The sequence below is a fragment of the Arthrobacter sp. NEB 688 genome (genome assembly GCF_013201035.1).
Classification (GTDB): domain Bacteria; phylum Actinomycetota; class Actinomycetes; order Actinomycetales; family Dermatophilaceae; genus Phycicoccus.
The window spans coordinates 1,715,132-1,738,235 of sequence record NZ_CP053707.1; the positions used below are offsets into that span (position 1 = coordinate 1,715,132).

Annotated in this window: 12 protein-coding genes; 7 read left to right on the plus strand and 5 right to left on the minus strand. The window is 72.7% G+C overall.

Features of this window, described 5'->3' with window-relative positions:
- Positions 1-66: 66 nt before the first annotated feature.
- The 5 genes from HL663_RS08170 to HL663_RS08185 form a co-directional block, all read right to left on the minus strand.
- Entirely contained in the window at positions 67-2,544 is a 2,478-nt protein-coding gene (locus HL663_RS08170; protein WP_173027868.1) for a bpX6 domain-containing protein, read from the minus strand.
- The gene (locus HL663_RS08175; protein WP_173027869.1) at positions 2,534-4,123 is read right to left on the minus strand and encodes a hypothetical protein; all 1,590 of its coding nucleotides are present in this window, start codon (positions 4,121-4,123) and stop codon (positions 2,534-2,536) included. Before HL663_RS08175 ends, HL663_RS08170 begins: the two co-directional genes overlap by 11 nt.
- Before the next feature lie 89 nt (positions 4,124-4,212).
- Positions 4,213-4,617 (minus strand): bpX5 domain-containing protein, encoded by a 405-nt coding sequence (locus tag HL663_RS19455; RefSeq protein WP_353654117.1) that lies wholly within the window; start codon positions 4,615-4,617, stop codon positions 4,213-4,215.
- Positions 4,614-5,768, minus strand: coding sequence for an AAA family ATPase (locus HL663_RS08180; protein ID WP_216842704.1), 1,155 nt, complete (start codon positions 5,766-5,768; stop codon positions 4,614-4,616). The genes HL663_RS19455 and HL663_RS08180 overlap by 4 nt, the downstream gene beginning before the upstream one ends.
- Before the next feature lie 465 nt (positions 5,769-6,233).
- Positions 6,234-6,602: a VOC family protein gene (locus HL663_RS08185; RefSeq protein ID WP_173027871.1), complete on the minus strand. Its 369-nt coding sequence runs from the start codon at positions 6,600-6,602 to the stop codon at positions 6,234-6,236.
- 531 nt (positions 6,603-7,133) lie between these two features.
- Between HL663_RS08185 and HL663_RS08190 the strand changes: the two genes are divergently transcribed.
- The 7 genes from HL663_RS08190 to HL663_RS08220 all read left to right on the plus strand — a co-directional run bounded on the left by HL663_RS08190 (position 7,134) and on the right by HL663_RS08220 (position 23,101).
- Complete coding sequence (locus HL663_RS08190) at positions 7,134-13,217, plus strand: IPT/TIG domain-containing protein (protein ID WP_173027872.1); 6,084 nt, start codon at positions 7,134-7,136, stop codon at positions 13,215-13,217.
- Positions 13,214-14,620: a multicopper oxidase domain-containing protein gene (locus HL663_RS08195; protein WP_173027873.1), complete on the plus strand. Its 1,407-nt coding sequence runs from the start codon at positions 13,214-13,216 to the stop codon at positions 14,618-14,620. The genes HL663_RS08190 and HL663_RS08195 overlap by 4 nt, the downstream gene beginning before the upstream one ends.
- Entirely contained in the window at positions 14,617-15,945 is a 1,329-nt protein-coding gene (locus tag HL663_RS08200; RefSeq protein WP_173027874.1) for a multicopper oxidase domain-containing protein, read from the plus strand. The genes HL663_RS08195 and HL663_RS08200 overlap by 4 nt, the downstream gene beginning before the upstream one ends.
- A 14-nt stretch (positions 15,946-15,959) precedes the next feature.
- The gene (locus tag HL663_RS08205) at positions 15,960-18,971 is read left to right on the plus strand and encodes a multicopper oxidase domain-containing protein (RefSeq protein ID WP_173027875.1); all 3,012 of its coding nucleotides are present in this window, start codon (positions 15,960-15,962) and stop codon (positions 18,969-18,971) included.
- A 70-nt stretch (positions 18,972-19,041) separates the two neighbouring features.
- A complete protein-coding gene (locus tag HL663_RS08210; protein ID WP_173027876.1) occupies positions 19,042-19,554 on the plus strand; it encodes a hypothetical protein in 513 nt (170 codons plus the stop codon).
- On the plus strand, positions 19,551-21,416 hold the full coding sequence (locus tag HL663_RS08215; RefSeq protein WP_173027877.1) for a copper resistance CopC/CopD family protein: 1,866 nt from the start codon (positions 19,551-19,553) through the stop codon (positions 21,414-21,416). Before HL663_RS08210 ends, HL663_RS08215 begins: the two co-directional genes overlap by 4 nt.
- On the plus strand, positions 21,413-23,101 hold the full coding sequence (locus HL663_RS08220; protein ID WP_173027878.1) for a S8 family serine peptidase: 1,689 nt from the start codon (positions 21,413-21,415) through the stop codon (positions 23,099-23,101). Before HL663_RS08215 ends, HL663_RS08220 begins: the two co-directional genes overlap by 4 nt.
- Positions 23,102-23,104: the final 3 nt, after the last annotated feature.

A 23,104-nucleotide genomic window follows, 5' to 3' on the forward strand; every position in this document is an offset into this window, starting at 1 on the left:
CGCGCCTCCCCTCGTCAGGTGATGGCCCGCGGCAGCCACGCTATTCCGCACCTCGTCGGTGGCGAGTCAGAGTCCGAGAGTCAGTCGCGCGATCAGCTCCCGGCGACGAAGGTCGACGACTGCGAGGCCGCCCGTCGGTTCGAAGACGGTCAACAGCCCCTCGTGGATCCGTGGGTGCAGTTCCACGCCCATGGCCGTGTGGACGTGGACGCCGGCAGGCCCGGCAGCAGCCGGAAACACGGTCAGCAAAGCATCGGGCCCGGTTTCGTCGAGGAGGGCCATACCGTCTCCGACGGTGCAGAGCGTCGACTGGGGGTGGACGGTCCTGTCTGCACACGCGTGCGCTCCAGCCAAGCTGGTCACCGAAAGCCGGTCCTCGACCCTTTGCACCACCTCACCCCGTGCCGTGAGCACCATCGTGTCCTCCGGCTCAAGCAGACCCCTGCCTCTCAGCAGCGGTGACGCAACGTCCCAGTGCCAACCTTGCAGGCCCTCGGCCGAGGCGAACACCGCCGACATCGACGTGGCGGTCCGTGCGACCTGATAGATCCGCGTGCCAGGGTCCTTGAGTTCAGCCCAGCTGACTCGCCAACGGTTGTGGTGGTGCTCCAGCCACTGGATTCCGTCATCGCCGATCACGATGGGGCGGGCACCGTCGTAGGTGTCCAAAGGCGGCCCCGACCGCAACGGTGGCAGCGTGACGGGTGTGGACATCGGAAGGTCCAAGCGGTGCAGGACTTGGACGGGTCCGCGTGACCGGGCGAGGAGAACCTGGCCTCCCCCGTCAGCCACGAGGATGCGATCGGCCGGGGTGTCCCAGCGAGCACGCACTTTGCCGCGACGGTCGAGGAGGCGCACGCCCAGTTCGCCCAGTGCCACCAGGACCGTGTTGAGACCCAGTGCGACCGCGTCGTACACGTGGGCCTGGCCATCGCCGGGCAGCTCGACCTGCACCGTGTCGACGCGCGCGTCGAGGCGTTGCGTCTGACCGCGTGGGAGGTCGGCGACCACAAGACCATCGGCGCGACGGCGAAGATCTCGGCGGACATCCATGGCCTCGCGGCTGGACTCGAAGAGACCCGCTCTCAACGTGGCCATGACGCCGATGGTCGCGAGCTCGCGGTCCAGCACCGGGTCGGCGGTCGGCATGACAGCCAGTGCGAGGAGAAATGCTCGGCGCTGCGGGACAGCGTCGGGGGCCTCGTCCCGTACGAGGCGTCGCGCCGCATCGGCGGCCGGCCCTCCTGGCTGGATACTCAGCAGGTGCGCCAGCATGGTGCCCGCCCGACGACCACCCAACGCCATCCCCGTCGCGATGTCTGGCAGCAGCTCATGTCTCAGGTCGCTCTCGGGCCAGCCCGCCTGGACGGCGCCGAGGGGGTCGCCTGCCTGCCTTCTCTCGGCCACCCACTCCCGCCGCAGCGCCAGCGCGGCGTCCCGATCGACCCGCTCCAGAGCCTGGACCGCGGCGGCGAAGGCGCCGCGCGCCCGGCCGACACTCACTGCGCGAGATCGGTTCCCAGCTCGCCACCACAGTCGCACGACGAGGGCCGGGGACAGCGACCAGCCCTCGGCAAGGGTCGCTGCGCGCTCGTGGACGCCGTGGCGTTCGAACAGCTCGACAGCTGCCAGCGGCTGTTGAAGCAGGTCGGCATGGACGAAGGCGGCCAGTTGCAGCTGTCCCTCGGATTCCAAGCGTCTTGCTGCTTGCCGGTAGACCTCGGAGAGGTGGGACTGCAAGGTCGGCCCGTAGGGGACGCTGCCGCCGACCGTCGTCCGCCTGTCCGCCGGCCCTCGGACGGTGTCTCTGGGGCGCGGAAGGCGCAGGGACAGCGCGCCGCCCTCGCCGCCGAGCGCGATCGCCGACCGCAGGGCTGAGTCCCAGTCCTGCTGTTCGAACATCCTCGTGAGATCGTCGACGTAGCGCTTGTGCCGGCGACCGAGAACATCCTTGGCGGGCGTTCGCATGAGTAGCCGGACCAGCGACCATCGGGGTTCGGGCCGAGGACCTCGGCTGAAGGACCCCTGGCCGCCGCGTCGCGCGCGAACAACGCCGCGAGGTGATCCCTCGAGTTCCCTCTTCGACTTGGCAAGCGATCGGATGGCCTCGCCCACCCCGGCGTCGCTCCGGAGGTCGGGTGCCGTCGGGGTGGCGGGTGTCTCCGGGACCGCGGTGACGTCTTCGTCCGGCAGGGCCGTAGGCGCCGGGGCGAGGATCTCGAGGACGAGATCGGCCCAACCGAGAACCGACCAGAGGTCCGCGTCCTGAAGGTGGGACGGGTCGAGCGCCTGTTGGACTCCCGCCCACGGGAAGCACAGCTTCCCACCGTCGAGGTGGACCGGTAGGCCAGGCGCACGTTCGGAACGGATGTCAGCCGGGCTGCCCAAGAGGAGGATCAGGAGTTCATTCCATCTGAGCAGTCGGGAATCGTCCTGCCAGTGCTCCCGTATTCGACGACGCACCGTATCCGCGCCGAGTACGGAACGATCGAAAAGGAAACCGTCGCAGGGTCGTTGGCCGACGAACCATGCGTCAGTCGGCATGGTCGGTCACCACACGGAGCAGCTGTGAGTTGGTTGCCAGATCCACCACGCGCACGTCGGTGTCGGTGCTCCTCACGATCCACGGCATGCGCGGGTGCAGCGAGAAGTGCGCGGGCCCTGCGAGGTCGGTCAGTGTCTTGGTGTGCCTCGCAGACACCAGACGTACGACCAGGGTGCTGTCGCTGACCGTGAGCAGCGCCGGATAGCCGTCGGACATCACGACCCCGGCCACCCGATCGTGCTCACCCACACCAATGGGTTCCCAGTCGCGGCCGGAGCCCTGGACGGTCCACACCCGGTGGCGCAGGGAGCAGGCGACCAGGCCCGCAGGCCCGAAGACCGCCCGTGGAGGGGCGTCCGCGTCGTCAGCCCGGAACCTGTACCTCCCGGCATGAACAACTCGTGCGAACTGATACGCGCGATCGGGTGCGTCGAGGGTGGGGCTCGATGAGGCGGCGATCAGGGATGGCGCCCTCGTCAGCCCATCCCGACCGAGCTGCCACCACGAGTCACCCAGGCTGAACAGCAGGTCCCCTCCGAGAAGCCAGAGCGGTGTGAGTGGCGCCGAAAACAGGTCCGCGAGGTCGAGGGGCACCTCGTGGAAGTTCTCGACCGGTGCCTCGACACCGCGCAGAGACTTCAGCTCCTTTCCGATGACGTGTGGCCAGACCTTCTCCCCGTCGTGAAGCAGTGTGACCAGCCGCCGGTTGAGCCATGCGGCCGCCAGCACGTCACCGGGAAGGTGGTGTGCCTTCACGCGCGGGGGCTGAGGCGGAAGAGAGACCGTGGCAGAGAACAGCTTCGAAGCCTGCGGACCGCGCCAGAGCAGCGTAGGGTCCGCCGATCCGAACACGGCACCTCGAGCGGTCGTGGGCACGGTAGGACGGTCGGTCGGCCGCGTGTGGGGCTGTTTGGCCAAGAGCCCCTCGCCTCGAAGAGCGCGCACTGCCGCAGGCCCATCGGGGACGTGGAGAACCGCGTGACTGTTCGCGACCCGGATCGAGACTGCGTCCACACCATCCTCGCTCCACGTCGAGACCTCCGACTGGAGCAGACGAGCCCGTCCTCGGAGCAGGCTCGCCGTGGCCGGGCCGCAGAGGACCCACGCGCGATCGGGTTCCTCGATCGACGCCAGCACCTCGGGCAGTCGGTCCTCTCCGCCCTCCGCCGAGCGTGACTCGAGCCACCTCGGGACCACTGCTTCGAGCGGACCTTCGAATCGCTCACCCGACTGCAGGACTGCCACGACCAGCTCGCTTCCTGCCGTCACAGCACGCCGGTGCAGCACCACCAGAGCGGCGAGCTGGACCAACCGACCCGCGCCGATCTGGTCGGGACCGACATCGACCACCGCCACGGTCTGGCCCCGCGCCCGTGTGTCAGGGGTCGAAGGATCGAGGTAGAGAAGCTCCCCGTCGGCTGCTCGGCGCAGGAACTCCAAGGGCGCCTCGCCCGCGAGGAGCCACTCGCTGGCCAGCAGTCGCTCAGGGATTCCCCGGTGGGTGGTGCCGTCGTAGCCGTCGAACACGCCGTCCCCGGCGCTGGGTCGTTCGACGCGACCGATGAGGTCGTCGAGCACGTGCAGCATCGGCCCCAACGCCGTGGCCAGCGCGGGATCAAGAGACGCAAGCGAGCTCGCCCACGGCGCCAGGCTGGGCGGAAGTCCGGTCACGCTGCACCCTGTTCTGCGAGTGCAGTCAACCAGCCGATGTCAACGGGCTCGGTAGCGATGTCGAAGCCGAACACGGCCCCCGGAAGGACCACGAATCGTCGGGCGCCGAAGCGTTGGCGCAGCGCAGCGGCCGCCAGTGCTGGGTGGCTGTCGTTGGCCAGGGTCGTCGGGACCAGCACACCGCTCGCGTGTCCCAGATAGATGACGCCTTCAGCCCAGGGAAGGACGTCCGCGGCTCCGAGGAGCAGCAACGCCGACGGGCCGCCCGCGGCGCGGAGGTGCCGGTCGGCGACCCCTCTCGCCGCCGCGGCAGCCAGACCAGGGACGGCTCGGCCCTGCGCAAGGACTGCCGTGGGTTGCAGGGGCGGCTCCCGGGGTCGCCAGTCGCCGGTAGGCGTCATCGCGCTTCCGGCTCGCCGGCCATCTCCGGCAGTGCGCTGGCCAGCTCCGAGCGGATCTCGGCGAGGTCCGCGGGCAGGGTCTCCGGCCCGAACGACGCGTCGATCTCCCGGAGCAGTGCCTCGGCCCGCAGAGCCCGATCAGCGGCGTGCTCGTCCGCGAGCAGGTCCAGGGCCGCGTTGCGCATCCTCGCGGCTCGTGCCGCTGGTCCGTGCGAGAAGGCCTCTGCCGCATGCGGCAGCCCCAGGTTGCTGGACGACGAGATGAGCTCGGCGAGGACCTCACTCGCGAGCGCCTGGGCATCCGCAGTCGGCGCGATCAGCGGGAGCACCCACAGGTCTCGCTGGTCCGCGCGGACGCGACCGTCCAGGACGGAGGCAGCAGCGACAAGTCGTTGTGCTCGGACCACCCTGCGGTCACTGAGCAGGATGCCTGCCGTGCGCAACGTGCGCACCGCTGTGCCCACCAACGGCACCACGTCGACCAGCTCGACCGACCGGGCTGCGGCCGAGAGCCGATCCAGCTCCGCAGCCATCGAGCTGGGCGATGCCTCGCTCTGGTGGGCGTCGCCCTGCCAGCCGAGCTCGAGCAGTTCCTCGAGGCGAGCATCGGGTACGGGGTCGACGAACACGTGCGCGAGGAACCGGTCGGCGAATGCGGCGAGCGAGGGATCTTCGGGGAGCACGTTGCAGGCGCCCACGCAGGTCCGGAGCGGACTGTGCACGTGCGTGCTGCCCCGCCGGTACTCCCTCTCGTTGAGCAGCCCGAGCAGCGTGTTCAGGATCGCTGTCGAGCCGAGGAACACCTCGTCCAAGAAGACGAGCTCGGCCTCAGGGAGCATGCCGCTGGTCTCGACGCGTACGACTCCGTCACGCAGAGCGGTCAGGTCGATCGGGCCGAAGATCTCGTTCGGTTCGGTGAACCGGCCGATGAGGTACTCGAAGTAGCTCTCACCCAGGTGCCTCGCGACCCGGCGGATCGCTTCGGACTTCGCCGTCCCCGGAGGACCCACCACGAGCACGTGCTCCCGAGCCACCGCGCACAGGACCACAACGTCGACGAGAACCTCACGGTCGACGAGTCCGGTGCGGGCGGCGGCGGTCGCCGACGCCACCGTCGCTGCGTCCCCCCGAATCTGCTCAAGTTCCTCCACGCCGGCGAGTGTATGAGCCATGCCCTCACCGGCCCGGCGGTTTGCGGCTTTCGTGTCGGGCGCTCGGATTTGCTGCGACGGCATGCGGCGCGGGGGGCGCGTCCTGACGCGCACCGACCAGGTCGCCGCCCAGCTGGTCGCCAAACGACGACCGGTGGGCAGACACCTCGACGTTCAACCGCGGCCTCATCGACCTGGCCCTGATGAACCCGCACACAACCTCGCTGAGCGCCGGCGCCGAGACGGCGGTCGCTGCGTACTGCGGAACGGTCGGTCAGAGCCTCGACAAGGCGGTCGCCCACCGCCGGGACCGCCCGCCCGTCTCGACGACTGCCTCCGAGCGCTGAGGGTCGACGTGCCCCGAGCGGTGGTCTGTCAGAGCATCCGCGAGCGCTCCGCACGGTGCGCCGCGCTCGACGGAGTGCGCCCAGGGTCGGACTGACGTGACCCACGGCGCCGGCCGGGTCAGGCCGGGGCGGTGAGTCCGACCCGGTTGCCCTCGGTGTCCTCGACGTAGGCGAAGACGCCACGGCCGCCGCCGATCTCGGTCGGCGGCACCAGGACGCGGCCGCCGGCCTCCTCGGCGCGGCCGACCCAGGCCTGGAGGTCGGGGCCGGCGTCGAAGTAGACGCGCGACCCGCTGTGCGACGGATGGTCCTCGGGGGCCAGGAAGAGGCACCCGGCCGACCCGCCCTCCTGCGCGGGGAAGAGGGCCGTCTCCTTGTCGGCGCCGACGGGCAGCCGCACGAGCGCCTCCCCGGTCAACGCCTCGTAGAACGCCACCGCCCTGCCCATGTCACCGACCGGGATGTCGAACCACACCACACGCGCCATCGTCACCACTCCTTCTCGAGGACCTGCCGACGCATCCTCGCCGCGACCACCGACATCCTCCGGCAGGACTCGAGAAGAGGTCCCGGACGGGCGTCAGGGCGAGAATCTTGACGTTCCGTTGAAGCACGGAATGCCCCGGGTTGACCCTCGCGGTGCTTTCCACGGGGCCTCCGGACACCCTCCGGAGGCCGCGCGGACAGGGCGCCGAGACGCCTCGGACGCTGCAGATCGGACGTGAACGGTTGTGCGCCAGCCATCTACGGCGAAACGCGAAGCACCGGTGATCGACGCCGCTGCCCTGCCGGGACCCGCGCATGACGACTTCCTGACGACGACCTGAGGGCCTGGTGACGGTCGGCTGAGCGGTCGGTGACGGTCGGCTGACGGGCGCCTCACGTCTGCGTGACAAGTGGCCTCCAGCCCTCGGCACGGAGGGGTCCCGGGCTGTCACATGGTCCGCGTGGAGCGCCGCAGGGGGCGCTCCCGAACATGCAGGGGTTGGTCGTGATGCAGGGACACCACCTTGTCGACATGCAGGGCACGGACGGCGCGTCGCGTCGGTCGGGGCGCCGGCGGGCGCCGCGCGCGCTGCTCCGGCGGGCCGTCACGCTCGTGGGGTCGCTCGCGCTGACGCTGGGGTCGGCCGTCGCCGTGCCCGTGCTGACCGCGGCGCCCGCGCAGGCCGCCACGACCAACAGCGTGTCGCTGCGGGTCACGAGCGCCCGCGACGGGCTGCACCCGCCGAACGACACCGTGCGCAAGGGTGACCCCGTCACCGGCTACCGCTACATGATCAACGTCGACGACACCGGGACCGGCGACCCCGTCGGCGCACCGACGCCCGGCTCCGGGTGCTCGGCCGACGACGCCGGCTACCCGGCGAGCTGCACCTGGGCGTCGCTCCACGAGGTGACCGGGGCCCCCATCTACACCCAGGGCACCGCGCAGGACTTCGCGGACGGCGCCGCGCTGGACCTCCCCGACGGCCGCTACGTCGTCAGCGTCCTCGCCGACGGCTTCAAGCTCGACGGTGCGCACTTCACGGTGCCGCTGACGGCCACCGACGCCGGTCCCGGCGTCGTCGACGTCACCGTCCAGCCCGACCCGCTCGTCGACTCGACGCTGCGGGCCTTCGTCTACCGCGACGAGGGCTCGACCAACGGCGCCATCGACAACGGCGAGGACGGCCTCGCGGGCTTCCAGGGGCACATCAACGACATCCTCGGCGAGGTCACGACCGACGTGTACGGCAACCCGCTGTGCACCCGGTACAAGAACGAGGACGCGAGCCACCAGATCCCCTGGGACGCCGCCTCGCGCGACGCCGACGGCGCCCCCATCGTCGCCACGGTCGGCGGCAAGTGCTTCAGCGACAGCACCGGCATGCTCGTCATCCCGCACCTCGGGACCAACCGCTACACGACGTGGATCAGCGCGCCGGAGGGCCAGGACTGGATCCAGACGACGACGCTCGAGGGCAACCACGACTGGGACACCTGGCTGATGGAGGGAGCCACCGGCTACGACACCGAGTTCACCCTCGCCGGCGAGCCGGTGCCGACCCCGCAGTTCGGGTTCGTCCAGCCGAAGAACCAGCTCGGTTCCACCGCAGCCGGATCCGTCACCGGGACGATGGTCGCCGTCAAGCAGTACTACCCGCCGCGCGGTGGCAGCTTCAACCAGTACTGGGGCAGCATCGGCAGCAAGCTCGACAAGCCGATCTCGGACGGCGTCCTCTCGCTCAACGACCTCGACAGCGGCGACCGCGCCGTCTGGGTCGGCCGCGCGGCGAGCAACGGCACCTTCACGATCCCGCACGTCCCCGACGGCAACTACATGCTGACGTGGTGGGACGAGGCGCAGAACTACATCCTCCAGCTGACCAACGTCACCGTGACCAACGGCGAGACGGTCGACCTCAGGCAGCTGCCGCTCAACGGCTGGTGGACGCCCATCTCGGGTCACGTCTTCCTCGACGCCAACAACAACGGCAAGCGCGACTCCGGTGAGCAGGGCGTCGCCCAGTTCCCGCTGACGCTGCGCAAGAAGGACAACTCGCTGATGGACCGCGGCTCGACCGCGGCGTCGACGGACAGCGCCGGCTACTACGAGTTCCCGAGCGGCTACCCGCTCGCCGAGTGGCTCGTGCTCGAGGCGTACTCCGACAGCTTCTACACGACCGGGATCACCTACCAGGCCGACAACCAGCCGACGCCGACGACCGTCAAGGGCTCGGGCGTCGACGTGAGCGTCCTGCCGATCATCGGCCTCGGCGGCACCGTCGACTGGGGCGTCCAGAAGTACGACGCGACGGGCCGCACCAGCCGCCCGCGCAACGGCGGCATCGTCGGGTCGGTCTCGTACGACACCACCCGCAACGAGCTCGACCCGCAGTACGCGGCGACGGAGGACTGGCAGCCCGGTATCTCCGACGTCCCGGTCAAGCTCTACGCCCCGGTCCGGTGCGGCACGAACGCCGGCACCCCGTGCGACGCGAGCGGCACCTACGAGCTCGCCCCCGACGGCTCCTACGCCAAGGGGAAGCTGCTCAACTCCTACGTCTCCGAGCGCTGGAGCCGACCGACCGGCTGCACCGCGCGGGACGCCGACGGCGTGGCCTACGCGCACGGCACCGACGAGAACGTCACCGCGCACGACCAGGACACCACGGGCGAGTGCATCTCGGCCCTCGTCCAGGGCTTCCAGGTGGGCACGTACGCCACCGACCAGGGCACCGCCGACGCGAGCTTCGGTGCGGCGGTGGACGGCAACTACGGCTTCGGCGACGCGTGCACCGGGACGCTCGACGCCCACGACCCGGCGAACCCCTCCTGCACCAGCACCTTCGCGCCGCTGGCCGCCGGTGACTACCTCGTCTCCGTCGACGTGCCGAAGGACGCCCGCGGGCGCCCGATGTACGACGTGACCTCGGAGGAGGACATCAACATCGGACGCGGCGACCAGGTCGTGCCGCAGGTCCCGCCGCCCGCGTGCGTCGGTGCGCTGCACACGGTCGACGTCAAGGACGTCGCCGACGACGGCTACGCCGCGCGGTCGGGGACGGCCGACGGGCTGCCGGCCGGCGTCAGCGTCCCGGCCTCGACCTCGGTCGACAACGCGACCTTCGCCGACATCGGCGGGTCCCCCTACGAGGGGATGGTCAAGCCGCGCTGCGACACCAAGCTCGTGAGCCTCAACAACGGCAAGTCGATCGTGCCGATGTTCCACCTGTTCACCGACGTCCCGGTGCCCTCGCGGATGCGCGGCATCGTCGTCGACGACCTCAACTACTCGACGGACAAGCGGACCGTGCTCTTCGGCGACAAGGCCGGCCTGGCGAACGCCCCCGTCGGCATCTACGACTTCGCCGGCGACCTCAAGTACACGGCGCACTCGGACTACAACGGTTCCTACGACGTCCTCATGCCGTCGACCGACCACATCAGCTGCCCCACGCCCTCCGGTGTGTGCCAGGGGATGTACCGCTTCGTCGGCAACGACCCGGGCGTCCCCGGCGCCCTCAACGCGGACTACAACCCGCGCTTCCGGACGATCGCCACCGAGTTCGAGGCGACGCCCGGTGTGACGATCCCGACCGACCTCGCACCCACCCAGGTGGGGGTCAGCCTCGGGACGCCCGGCACGAGCCCGACGACGGTCAAGTGCCTGGTCAACCCGGTCCGGCCGCAGCTGCTGTCCGTCGACAAGCCGGTGCTCACCCCGGCCGACACGACCACGGCCCAGCGGCGGGTCACCCTCGAGGGCACCGGGTTCGGCGCCACGCGGGGGACCGGCTCCGTGCGGCTCGGCTCCACCGCGCTGACGGTGGCGAGCTGGAGCGACACGAGGATCCAGGTCGACGTCCCGGCCGCCGGGTCGGGCACCGGGCAGGTGCCGGCCGGGTCGCTGCAGCTGGCCGTCACCGCCGGCAACGGGCTCGCGTCCGTCACCGGGCTGTCCTTCCAGCTCCTCGGCGCCGTCACCACGACGAGCTCCTACCTCCCGACGGTCTACCGGGTCGGGCCGGGCGCGGCCGTCGCGAAGTACGACCCCACCAGCGCCGCGAGCCAGACGGGCACCGCCGGTGTCCCGCACGCGATCCAGAACGCGATCGACGACGCGGTGCGGGCCGGTGGCAACGCGGTGGTCGTCGTGTACCCCAACACCCCGACGACCACGAACCCGCGTGGCGCGTACTACGAGAACCTCGTGGTCAACGGCCCGGTCAAGCTGCAGGGCGTCGGGGCCGGAGGCTTCCGGGGCAGCGGCAGCACCGCGACCTGGGTTCCCGGGTCCGTCGTCGACGGCAGCGCCTTCGGCGGTGACACCGACCTCGCGACCGACTGGTTCACCAAGGTGGGATCGCTCGACTGGTCGGGCAACCAGACCGTGAGCGACGGCGCCGTCGTCTACCTCCTCGGCTCGGCCGGCGGCTCGTCCACCGTGCGGACCTACCCCCTCGGCGCCGCGTTCAAGCCGGCCGTCGACGGGTTCGACCTGCGCGGCGGCGACCAGACGGGCTTCCCCGGCAACATCAACGACCTCACCGGGCAGGCGACCGGCCTGCCGCCGAACATCACGACGCAGGGTGGTGCGGTGTTCGCCAACGCCTACGTGCGTGAGCTCCAGGTGACCAACAACGTCGTCGAGAACAACGGCGGCGGGTACGGCACCATCCGCGTCGGCACCCCCGACCTCACCGGGGCCGACGAGAGCCAGCACAACGAGAACCTCCGGATCGCGAACAACCGGATCGTGCAGAACGCCGGCACGAACTACGCCGGGGCGATCGGCCTCTTCGCCGGCACCGACGGGTACGAGGTGTCGGGCAACGAGATCTGCGGCAACTTCTCGCTGGAGTACGGCGCGGGCATCACCCACCTCGGGTACAGCCCGAACGGCCGGATCCACCACAACCGGATCACGCTGAACAACTCCAACGACGAGGGCGCGGGGATCATGGTCGCCGGTGCGCTGCCGGCCGACCCGACGACCCTGTCGCACGGCGCCGGCGCGGTCGAGATCGCCGCCAACGAGATCCAGGGCAACCTCGCCAACGACGACGGCGGCGGCATCCGCTTCCTCATGGCGGGCAACTACCGGATGTCGGTGCACGACAACGTCATCACCAGCAACGTCTCGACCCACGAGGGTGCCGGCATCGCCATCGACGACGCCCCCGACGTCCGGATCGTCAACAACACGATCATGGACAACATCACGACCGCGACGGCCGTCACCTCCGACGGCTCGGCGGCCCCGTCCGGCATCGCCACGGGGCAGAACAGCGACCAGTTGCAGGCAACCCTGCCGCCCGGCTCGCCGACCGCCAGCACCCCGGTCCTGCTCGACAACGTCCTGTGGAACAACCGCGCCGGCACCCGGGCGGGCACCACCGTCACGGGCATCGGCCTGGGCGGCGCGGGCGACGTCGAGACCTGGGACGTGGGGTCGCTCGACCCGACGGTCTCGCTGGCCCCGGTGGGGTCGGTCCTCCAGCAGGACCCGGCGCTCCACCCGTACACGGACGCGGCCTCCAACCGCCACGCCGACCCGAAGGTGGTCCGCACCTGGCCGGTCTCGGTCTCGTTCGCCACCTGGCGGCAGAACCCGGCCTTCGTCGACGCGAACATCGCGGTCGTCGAGGTCCCGGCCGACCTCATGGGCGACTACCACCTCCTCGGCTGCGGCGCGGGCCAGTCGCCCGCGTGCGACATCGGCCTCGCCTCCGCGGGCGGTGCCTCGGTCGCGACGGTCGACATCGACGGTGACGCCCGCCCGGCGACGACGGCCGACCCGGTGGACGCCGGCTCGGACGAGGTGCCCCGCGTGCCGCCGCCGCCGCCCCCGCCGCCGTCGTTCGACTTCTCGATCACCGGTACCGGGACCATCCCGGGCGTCGCCGGCACGGCCAACGGCTCGGACGTCCACCACTACGACGGCGTGACCAACGCCTACTCGCGGCTGGTCGACGTGCAGGCGACGCCGCGGCCCGGCCTGCCCACGACCGCCCTCGTCGACGGTCTCGCGGTCGTGGACGCGACGCACTTCTACGTGTCGTTCGCCGAGAACACCTCCGTCCCCGGCATCGGCACGGTGCAGGACGAGGACGTGGCCTACTACAACGCCGGGACGTGGTCGGTGTGGTTCGACGGCACCGCCCGGGGCCTGACGACGGCGGCGCTCGACATCGACGCGATCTCGGTCAAGGGCGGCGTCCTGTCGTTCTCGACGACCGGCAACGCCAACCCGCCGGGCGTGACGGGAACCGCCGACGACGCCGACGTCTACAGCTGGAACGGCAGCAGCTTCAGCCGGGTCTGGGACGCCACGACGAAGGGCGTCCCCGGGACGGCCCGGGTCGACGGAGCCGTCTACGACACACCGACCCACGCGTGGTTCTCGTTCTCCGGCAACCTCACCGTGGCCGGCCTCGGCACCGTCCAGGACGAGGACGTCCTCGAGTACACCAACGGGACGTGGAAGGTCTGGTTCGACGGCACGTCGCACGGGCTGACCACGGACGGCCTCGACATCGACGCCTTCTCGCTCCCGGGCACCACGACCACGACGACCACCGCCCTCCGCGCGCTCACCACCAAGGGGACCCGATGACCAGCCTCGACCCGCGGCGCGGTGCCGCGACCACCCGTGAGCGGACCGACACCCGGGGGATGACCCGGCGCCGGGCCCTCGGCCTGGCGGGCAGCGCCGTCGCCGTGGCCGGCGTCGGGTCCTGGGCCGGTCGGGTCCTCGCCCCGGAGCAGGTGGCCTCGGCGAGCGACGCCCCGCCGAACCTCTACCTGGCCGGCACCGACGGGTGGATCCACCTGCCGCCGACCCCGGCCATCCCGCCCTACCACCCGGACCCGCTCGCTCCGGGCGGAGGGGCCACGACGTACGTCTTCGGCTTCCGCAACGTCACCGGGATGAGCGACGTGCAGCGCCTCGGGCAGAAGTACCACGCCCAGCACTCGGCGCCGCTCTTCTGGGTCGACGAGTACGACGGCGACCCGGCGCACGAGTTCCGGGTGCGGCTGACCAACCTCGGCCTCGAGCTGCGCCCCGACCTCTTCGACGCGCACACCCTGCACTGGCACGGCTTCCGCAACGTCATCCCGTTCTTCGACGGGGAGCCGAGCGGCTCGGTGTCCGTGCGGGCCGGCGGCGAGTTCACCTACGTCTACCGGCCGCGCGACCCCGGGACGTACATGTTCCACTGCCACGTCGAGGACGTCGAGCACGTGCACATGGGCATGACCGGAATGGTCTTCGTGCGGCCGAAGCAGAACGGGCAGAGCAAGACCCACGACGGCCGCACCTACACGAGCTTCCTCTACAACGACGGCGACGGCAGCACCGGCCACGACCGCGAGTTCTCGATGTTCCTCTCCGAGGTCTGGGCCGAGGCGCACTGGGCGGACGCGCACATCCAGCTGCCGGAGTGGAGCGACTACCGGGCGGACTTCGCGCTCCTCAACGGGCGCGTCCACCCCGACACGCTCGCCCCGAACGGCCCCGGGGTCGACGCGTTCGACGTCGCCGAGGGCCGCACCTTCGACGCCGACGGCGACCTCATCGCGCCGCCGGGACGACCGGACCTGAAGTACCAGCCGATCTCGTCGCTCGTCACGTGCGTCGAGGGCGAGCGGGTCGCCCTGCGCTTCGCCAACCTCGGCTTCCGGGAGGCGGCGATGACCGTCGCGGGCCTGCGGATGCGCGTCGTCGGCCGCGACGCGACGCCGATGCGCGGACGCACCGGTGCCGACACCTCGTACGAGACCGACACGCTGAACATCGGCCCGGGCGAGAGCTACGACGTGCTCGTCACCGCCCCGCCGAAGACGGGGTCCGGCGACTACGACACCTACCTCCTCTACAACCGGTCGTTCACCCGCTCCGACAACCTCGCTCCCGGAGGCCTCGGCGGACAGGCGACGGAGATCAGGGTCTACGCCGACGGGCCCGGAGCGCCTGCGGCACAGTCCTTCCCGAACGACTGGGGGTTCTCGGCATGACCACCGACCAGCGATCCGTCCGACGCGGCCTGCGCCGCGGCGCGGTCCTCGCCACCGGCGCGCTCGTCGCGCTCGCCGGGGCCGTCGCCCCCGGCGCCGCCTCGGCCGGGGCGGCCACGCCGCCCCGCAACGGCATCGTCTGCACGACGGGTGGGCCCGGCGCCGCCGACCACCACCCCGTCTTCGACCTGACGACCCGCACCGGCTACATCGACCTGCCGGACGGCAACACGGCCTACATGTGGGGCTACTCGAGCGGCTTCGACGACTTCCAGCACCCCGGTCCCGTCCTCTGCGTCACCGAGGGTGACGTCGTGACGGTCATCCTCCACAACACGCTCGACGTCCCCGCGTCGGTCGTCTTCCCCGGCCAGGACGACGTGCTCGCCGACGGCGTCCCGTCGCAGCCGCAGACCGGGTCCGGAGGCTTCATGACCAGCCTCGCGCAGCCGGCCACGGCGCAGACCGGGACCGTCACCTACAGCTTCACGGCCGGTCACGCCGGGACCTTCCTCTACGAGTCCGGGACCGACCCCGAGACCCAGGTGCGGATGGGCCTGTTCGGGGCGCTCGTCGTCCGCCCGTCGCTCGGGCCGGACTACGCCTACGACTACGCCGACACGCAGTTCGAGCCGACCGAGGAGTTCATGGTCCTGCTCTCCGAGATCGACCCGTACCAGCATGCGGCCGTCGAGCAGGGCAAGCCCTTCGACCTCACCCGCTACAAGGCCCGGTACTGGCTGATCAACGGGCGCGGCTACCCCGACAGCATCGCCGACAACGGCGCCTCGTGGCTCCCGTCGCAGCCCTACGGCTCCCTCGCCACCGTCAAGCCCTACGACCCGGTGACGCACCCCCGCTCGGGGATGGCGCGCTACCTCAGCGTCGGCAGCGAGGACTACCCGTTCCACCCCCACGGCAACAACGGGCTCGTCGTCGGGCGCGACGGCCGGCCCCTGCGGGCGCAGTCCAGCGGGCACGAGGACCTCTCGATGGAGAAGTTCGCCGTGAACATCGGCCCGGGCCAGACGTGGGACGTGCTCTTCCGGTGGAAGGACGCCGAGGACTACAGCGTCGCGAACCCGGTGACCGTCACCGTCCCCAGCCTGGCCAACCAGGTGGTCGGCACGTTCTACAGCGGGAGCCCCTACCTCGGGAACACCCACGACCTGCCACCGGGCGTCCAGACGCTCAACCAGTGCGGCGAGTTCTACATCATCTCGCACAACCACGCCCTCTTCCAGATCACCTCCTGGGGCGTGAACATGACCGGCCCGATCACGTACATGCGGATCGAGCCCCCCGAGCCCAACACCTGTCCGTGAGAGAGGGGACGACGATGACGAAGCACCTGCGCACAGCCGCTCTCTCGACGCTCGGTGGCGGGGCCCTGGTCGCCCTCGGCCTGCTGTTCGGGCCGGTCGGGACGGCGAGCGCCGCCGACGTGGACATCCACCTGGAGGCGACGAGCGGCACGACGAGCCTGCCGTCCAAGAGCGGGCCGGTCACGGTGCCGGTCTGGGGCTACTGCGTCCGCCCGGACGCCGGGACGGCCTGCGGGCCGCTCGAGCGCCCCGGTGGGCCGACGCTGACCGTCGACGAGGGCGACCACGTGACGATCACGCTGCACGACGCCCTGACCGAGCGCACCTCGCTGCTCCTCGGTGGCCAGCAGATGGTGCCGGACACCCAGGGTGCGGCCGCCGGCGGCGAGCGCACCTACACCTTCACCGCCTCGCGCCCCGGCACCTACCTCTACCAGGCCGGACCCACCGGGAACTTCCAGCACCAGGTCGCGATGGGGCTCTACGGCGCGCTCGTCGTGCGTCCCGCGACGGCCGGACGCGCCTACGACGACGCGGCCTCGGCCTACGACACCGACCAGGTCCTCGTCGTCGGCGAGCTCGACCCCGCGCTCAACACGGCGAACGACCCCGCGGCCTTCGACATGCGGAAGTTCTCCGCGGCCTACGAGCTCGTCAACGGCCGGGTGCACCCGGACACCCAGCCCGTCGTCGCCGCCTCCGGCCAGGAGGTCCTCCTGCGCTGGGTCAACGCGGGGGTCGGCTACCACTCGATGGCCGTGCTCGGCGCCGACCAGCGCGTCATCGCCTACGACGGCAGCCGCCTGCTCAACGACGGTGGCGCACTGGACATCTCGCGGAGCCTGGTCGCCGACACCTTCGGCCCGGGGCAGACCGCGGACGCGATCGTCCACGTGCCGACGACGACCACCGACCGGCGCCTGGCCGTCTACGACGCCGGGCTCGGCCTGCACAGCGGCACGGCCGCGAAGGCGGGCGGGGCGCTCACCTTCATCGAGGTGGCCGCCTCCGGCGCCGCCGTCGACAACACCGGGCCGGTGACCAGCGGGGCCCGCTGGGACGCCGGCTCGCTGTCGGCCGACGTCAGCGACGAGACGACCGGCGGCGGCACCGTCGAGGCCGTCGAGTACCTCGTCGACACGACCGTCGGCAGCGGGACCGCCATGACCGGCACCTTCGGGACGAGTCCGGTCCACGTGACGGCCGCGTACGACGTGCCGGCCGGCCCGCACGTGCTCTACGTCCACGGCCGCGACGCCGACGGCGCGTGGGGCCCGTGGAGCTCGGTCCTCGTCCAGGGCAGCGACACCGTCGGGCCCTCGACGACGGGTCTCGAGCTGACCCCGGACCACACGAACGGCGCTGCCGCGGTCGCGCTGTCCGCCACCGGCAACGACTCGGCGACGGGCAACCACGAGATCGCCGCGGCGGAGTGGTCCGTCGACGGCGGCGCCGCGAGCCCGATGACCGTCGCGACGAGCGGTCCGGTGGCCAGCCTCACGGCCACCATCCCGGCCGGTGCCCTCTCCGGGCTCGCGGACGGCCTGCACACCGTCGGGGTCCGCTCGCGCGACAGCGCCGGCGCCTGGGGGCCGGTCTCGGGCGTCCAGCTCGCGGTCGACCGCGCGGCGCCGGTGGCGAGCGGCCTCTCGCTCTCGCCGAACCCGAACAACGGGACCCTCGCGATCAGCTCCACGACCCCGGCGGTCCGTCTCGTGGCGACGCTCACCGACGAGATGACGGGCGACGGCGCCGGGTTCGACCCGGTCCAGAGCGTCGTCGACCGCGGCGAGGTGTTCCTCGACACCGTCGGGCCCACCGGCAGCGGCATCCCGGTGGAGGCGTCGGACGGCGCGTTCTCGACGAGCACGGAGAACGTCTACCTCGACATCCCGCTCGCGACCGTGCGCCAGCTGTCCGCCGGCACCCACAAGGTCTGGGTGCGCGGGCACGACGCCGCGGGCAGCTGGGCGACGCCCGTCTCGGTCGACCTCGTCATCGACAAGACGGCCCCGACCCTGGCGGCCTTCTCGGTCTCCGCGAACCCCACGGCCGGCGCGACCCGCGTCACCGTCACGGGGGGAGCGGGCACCATCGGCGCCGACCCCTCCGGCTTCGGGCTCGTCGAGGTCTTCGCGGGCGCCGACCCCGGTGTCGGCAAGGGGACCGCGGTCTCCCGCAACGCCGACGGGTCGTTCAGCGCGACGCTGCCGGTCGACCGGGTGGCCGAGGGAGCGACGACCGTGCGGCTGCGCGTCCGGGACGGCGCCGGCAACACGGCCACCCGCTCGGCGCCCCTGACCGTCACGCACCCGCTGTGGTTCACGACGAACCCCGCGGTCGCCCCGACCGGCGTCCCGGCCCCGGCCCGCACCACGGACGTGTTCCGGTGGGACGGAGCGGCGGCGAGCAAGGGCTACCAGCTCTCCACGCTCGGGGTGCCGGCCACGGCGGACGTCGACGGTTTCGCCCGGGTGGACGCGACGCACTTCTACGTGTCGTTCTCCAACCCGAGCGTCACGGTCACCGGGCTCGGGGCGGTCAACCCCCGCGAGGTGATCTACCGGGACGGCACCACGTGGCGCCGCTGGTTCAACGGCGCGAGCGCGGGCATCGTCGCGACCGCCAACGTCGACGCCATCGACGTGGTCGGCAGCTGGCCGAGCCCCACGCTGTACGCCTCGGTCAGCACCTTCGCGGTGCCGGGCGGCGCCGCGACCGGTGGCACCGGCAGCCCGTCGGACGTCTACCGGTGGAACGGCGGCAACGCCTGGACGCGGGTCGTCGACGCGTCGACGATCGGGATCCCGGACGCCGCCAACACGGACGGCTTCGTGTGGCTCGGCGCCGACGACTGGGCGTTCTCGTTCGCCGCCACCACCACCCGGGTCACCGGGCTCACCGCCCTCGTCGCCGACGAGGACGTCGTCCGCCGGACCGCCGGCACGTGGTCGACGTACTTCGACGGCTCCACCCACGGGCTCGGCGGCACGAACGTCGACGTCGACGCGGTCGACCTGCCCTGACCCACCCCGACCCGGGGCGCCGACCGCGAGAGCACTCGCGGCCGGCGCCCCGGCACCACCTGGAGGACCGATGAGCACCGCAGCCGCCACCGCCCCCGTCCGGCCCACCCCCGAGACCCCGGAGCCGCGCGCTCGGCGACGTCTCCTGCTGCTCGCCGCCCTCGTCGTCCTCGCCCTCGCGGCCACGCTCGGCGTGCGCGCCGTCATGGCCCACGCCGACGACGTCCGGTCGGGCACCGAGGCCGTCTCCGCCGAGGCGTTCGCGAGCCGGACCGGCGCCAAGATCACGCTCCTCGGGGTGACCGGGGGAGGCGGGATGGTCGAGCTGCGCTACCAGGTGACCGACCCCGACAAGGCGAGCCTGCTGCTGCACCAGGAGGACAAGCGGCCGGTCCTCGTCGTCGAGGACACCGGGGCCGTCCTCGCGATGGTCTCGCGCCCCCACAACCACAAGGCCGAGCTCACCCTCGGCGGCACCTACTTCTTCCTCATGGCCAACACGCGCAACGCCCTCCACGACGGCACACGGGTCACCGTCATCGTCGGGGACGTCCGGCTCGAGCACGTGGTGGCGCAGGCGTGAGCGGGCGGCGGCGCGGGAGCGGCCCGGGGGCACGGCGGGCCGTGCTGCCGGCGGTGCTCGCGCTGCTCGCGCTCCTGCTCCTCGCGCCGGCCGCCTCGGCCCACGCGACGCTCGAGCGGTCGGACCCCCCGAACGGCGGGATGGTCGCGACCGGCCGGACCTCGCTCACCCTGTGGTTCGGCGAGGACATCGCGCCCGCCGCGAGCAGCATCAGCCTCGAGGGCGCCCAGGGCCGGGTCCCCGTGACCGTGACGGTGGAGCCGGGGGATCGGGTCGTCCACGTCGCCACCCCGCCCCTGACGCGCGGCACGTACACCGTCACCTGGGCGGTCGTCGCCGCCGACGGGCACCCGACCCGGGGGACCCTCGTCTTCGGGAGCGGCTTCCGCCCGGACGGGCTGCCGGAGGCCGACAGCCCCCTGCCACCGGTCACGCCCGTCCTCCTGCGCGCGCTCGACCTCGCCGGGACGCTCGTCGCGCTCGGGGCCCTGCTCGCCGTGCGTCGGGTCGTCCCGGCGCTCGGTGCGCTCGCCGGCCCGACCCGTCGCCGGGTCGTCCGGGCCGGTGCGCTCGGGGCGACCCTCGCGCTCGTCGCCGCGCTGGCGACGCCGCTCGTCACGACGACGACGCAGACGGGGGCCGCGGTGGGGTCGGGGGAGTGGGTGGCCGCGCTCGGCGACGTGCTGCTCGACAGCACGTGGGGTCGGCTGTGGCTGTTGCGGCTCGCGCTCCTCGCCCTGGCCTACGCGGCCCTCTGGCGGGGCCGTCTCGGGCTCGCCGGCGCGGGGCTCGTCCTGGCCGTGGCCCTCGACGGGTGGGCCGGGCACGCCTCGGCCCTGCCGAGCGGCGTCCTCGTCGCGTGGGTCGCGGCCACGCTCCACGTGCTCGCGGCCGGGGCCTGGGCCGGCGCCCTGCTCGTCCTGGCCGTCACGCTGCGCCCGCTGGCGCGGGTGGACGGGCCGGACCGCGGCCCGCTCGTGCTCGACGCGTGGCGGGCCTTCAGCCCGGCTGCCGCCGTCTCCTCGCTCGTGCTCCTCGCGACCGGGCTCTACGAGGCGGGGGTGCACGTCGCGACGTGGCCGGCCCTCCTGCGCGGGGTCTACGGTCCCGCGGTCCTCGGCAAGGTGCTCGTCGTCGCCGTCGCGCTCGCGCTCGCGGCGTGGAACACGGTGCTGGTCAACCCGCCGGTCGCCCACCGGGTCGGACGGCTCCTCGGGCTCGGACGGAGCTGGCGGCCCTCGACCCGGCGGCTGCGCACGACCGTGCTCGTCGAGGCCCTCGTCCTCGTCCTCGCGGTCGGGCTCGCCGCCCTCATGACGGCCGTCCCGACCGCGCGCGAGGTGACCGCGGCCCGCTCCGCCGACGCCCCGCAGAGCGCTCGCGCCGACGGCGTCTTCGTCACGGTCGACGCGGTCCCCACCGGTGACCGGCTGCGGCTCGTCGTCCGGGCCCAGCCCGTCGTCCGCCCGGTCGGCGCGCCGGTCACCGGGGTCGACGTCGCGGTGTCCGACGGTGTCGTCACGGCCCCGACATCGGCGGGCACGGACCGGGTCGCGCTCTCGCGCACCGAACCCGGGCGCTGGGAGGCGACCGTCGCCGACCCCGGAACGCGCGACTGGACCGTGGAGGTCCTGCTCCACCGCGCCGGTGCCCGCACCACCGTCGTCCTCGTCCCGTGGAGCAGCGCCCCCGAGCGGTCGGGGCTGGGCACGGCCGCGACCTCGGCCTCCCTCGTCCTGCTGGCCGTGCTCGCCACGGCGCTCGGGTGGGCCCGCCTGCGCCGTCGCCGGGCCGACCCGCCGGAGCCCACGGGCCCCGCGCCCGCCGTCGTCCCCGTCCTCGAGGAGGTGGGTCGCCGATGAGGCGCTCGCTCGTCGTGTCCCTCGTCGCCCTGACCGCCGCGGCGCTCGCGGCGCCCTCGGCGGCCGCGCTCCCGTCGAGCGCCCCCACGCCACCCTCGTCGCCGGCCGTCGAGGCGCTGCTGGCGCACGTCCCGCAGGACGGGACCGTCAAGGTCCTCGTGCGGATGCGGCCGACCGGACCTGTTCCCCGCAGCCTCGCCGGGGCAGGTCCCGCGCGCCGGAGGGCCCTGGTCCGCGGCCTGCGCGACGGGGCCGCGGCGCACCAGCGGGGCGTCCTCGACGCCGTCGACCGGCTGGCCCGCCGGGGGGAGGTGCGGGCGCACACCGCGCTGTGGGTCACCGACGCCGTGGCCGTCACCGCCTCGCCCGCGGCGGTGCGCGAGCTCGCCGCCCGCCCGGACGTCGCGTCGGTCGTCCCGGACCGGGTCGTCGTCACCCCGGCGGCGGTCTCCGTGGAGCCGACCATCGACGCCACCGGCGCGCCGGCGCTCTGGGCGGGCGGGCGCACCGGCACCGGCGTCGTCGTCGCGTCGCTCGACTCCGGCGTCGACCTGACCAACCCCGACCTCGCGGCGTCCTGGCGCGGGGGAGCCGGCTCGTGGTTCGACCCCTACGGCGAGCACCCCGACACCCCGACCGACCTCCTCGGGCACGGCACGGCCGTCACCGGGACGATGGTCGGCGGCACCGACGCCGGCTCCGCCTACGGGATGGCCCCCGGCGCCCGGTGGGTCGCGGCGCGGATCTTCGACGACCGGGGTGCCTCCTCGCTCACGGCGCTCCACCAGGCGTTCCAGTGGGTCCTCGACCCCGACCACGACCCGACGACCGACGACGCCCCCGACGTCGTCGACCTGTCCTGGTCGCTCGGCACCGGACCCGGCTGCGACCTCGCCGTCCAGCCCGACGTCGCCGCCCTGCGCGCCGCCGGCATCCTGCCGGTCGCCGCGGCCGGGAACTTCGGCCCGGGCGCGGCGACCAGCGCGAGCCCGGCCAACTACCCGGAGGCCCTGTCGGTCGGGGCGGCCACCGCGGACGGCGCGGTCTGGGCGTTCTCGAGCACCGGTCCGAGCGGGTGCGGGGGCCGCACGCGCCCGTTCCCGGACCTCGTGGCGCCGGGCGTCGACGTGCTCACCGCCGACCTCTACGGCTCCTACCAGGCCGTCGACGGCACCTCCATCGCCGCACCCCACGTCGCCGGCGCCGCGGCGCTGCTGCTCCAGGGCCGGCCGACCACGACGCCGGACGTGCTCTCCGCGGCCCTCGCGACGACGGCACGGGACCTCGGTGTGCCGGGTCCCGACGACGTCTTCGGCTCCGGCCTCGTCGACGTCGCGGCCGCCGACACCGCGCTGGGGCCGGTCGCGCCGACCGGTGACTTCACGGTCGTGGTGCGCCCCACCCGCCTGGTGCTCGCCCCCGGACCCACCGCGTCCGTCATCGTGCGCGTCGCGCCCACCGACGGCTACGACGCGTCGACCGCCCTCTCGCTCAGCGGGATCGAGCCGCGCGAGGCCTGGTGGAGGTTCGTCCGCGAGCAGGTCGGACCCGGCGCCTGGCGGACCCGGCTGCGGCTGCGTCTGCGCCCCGGGGCCGCGCGCGGCGTCCACCGGCTCGTCGTCACGGCGACGGGTGGTGGGCTCGAGCGGTCCGCACCGCTGACGCTCGTCGTCCGGGCGCCGTAGGAC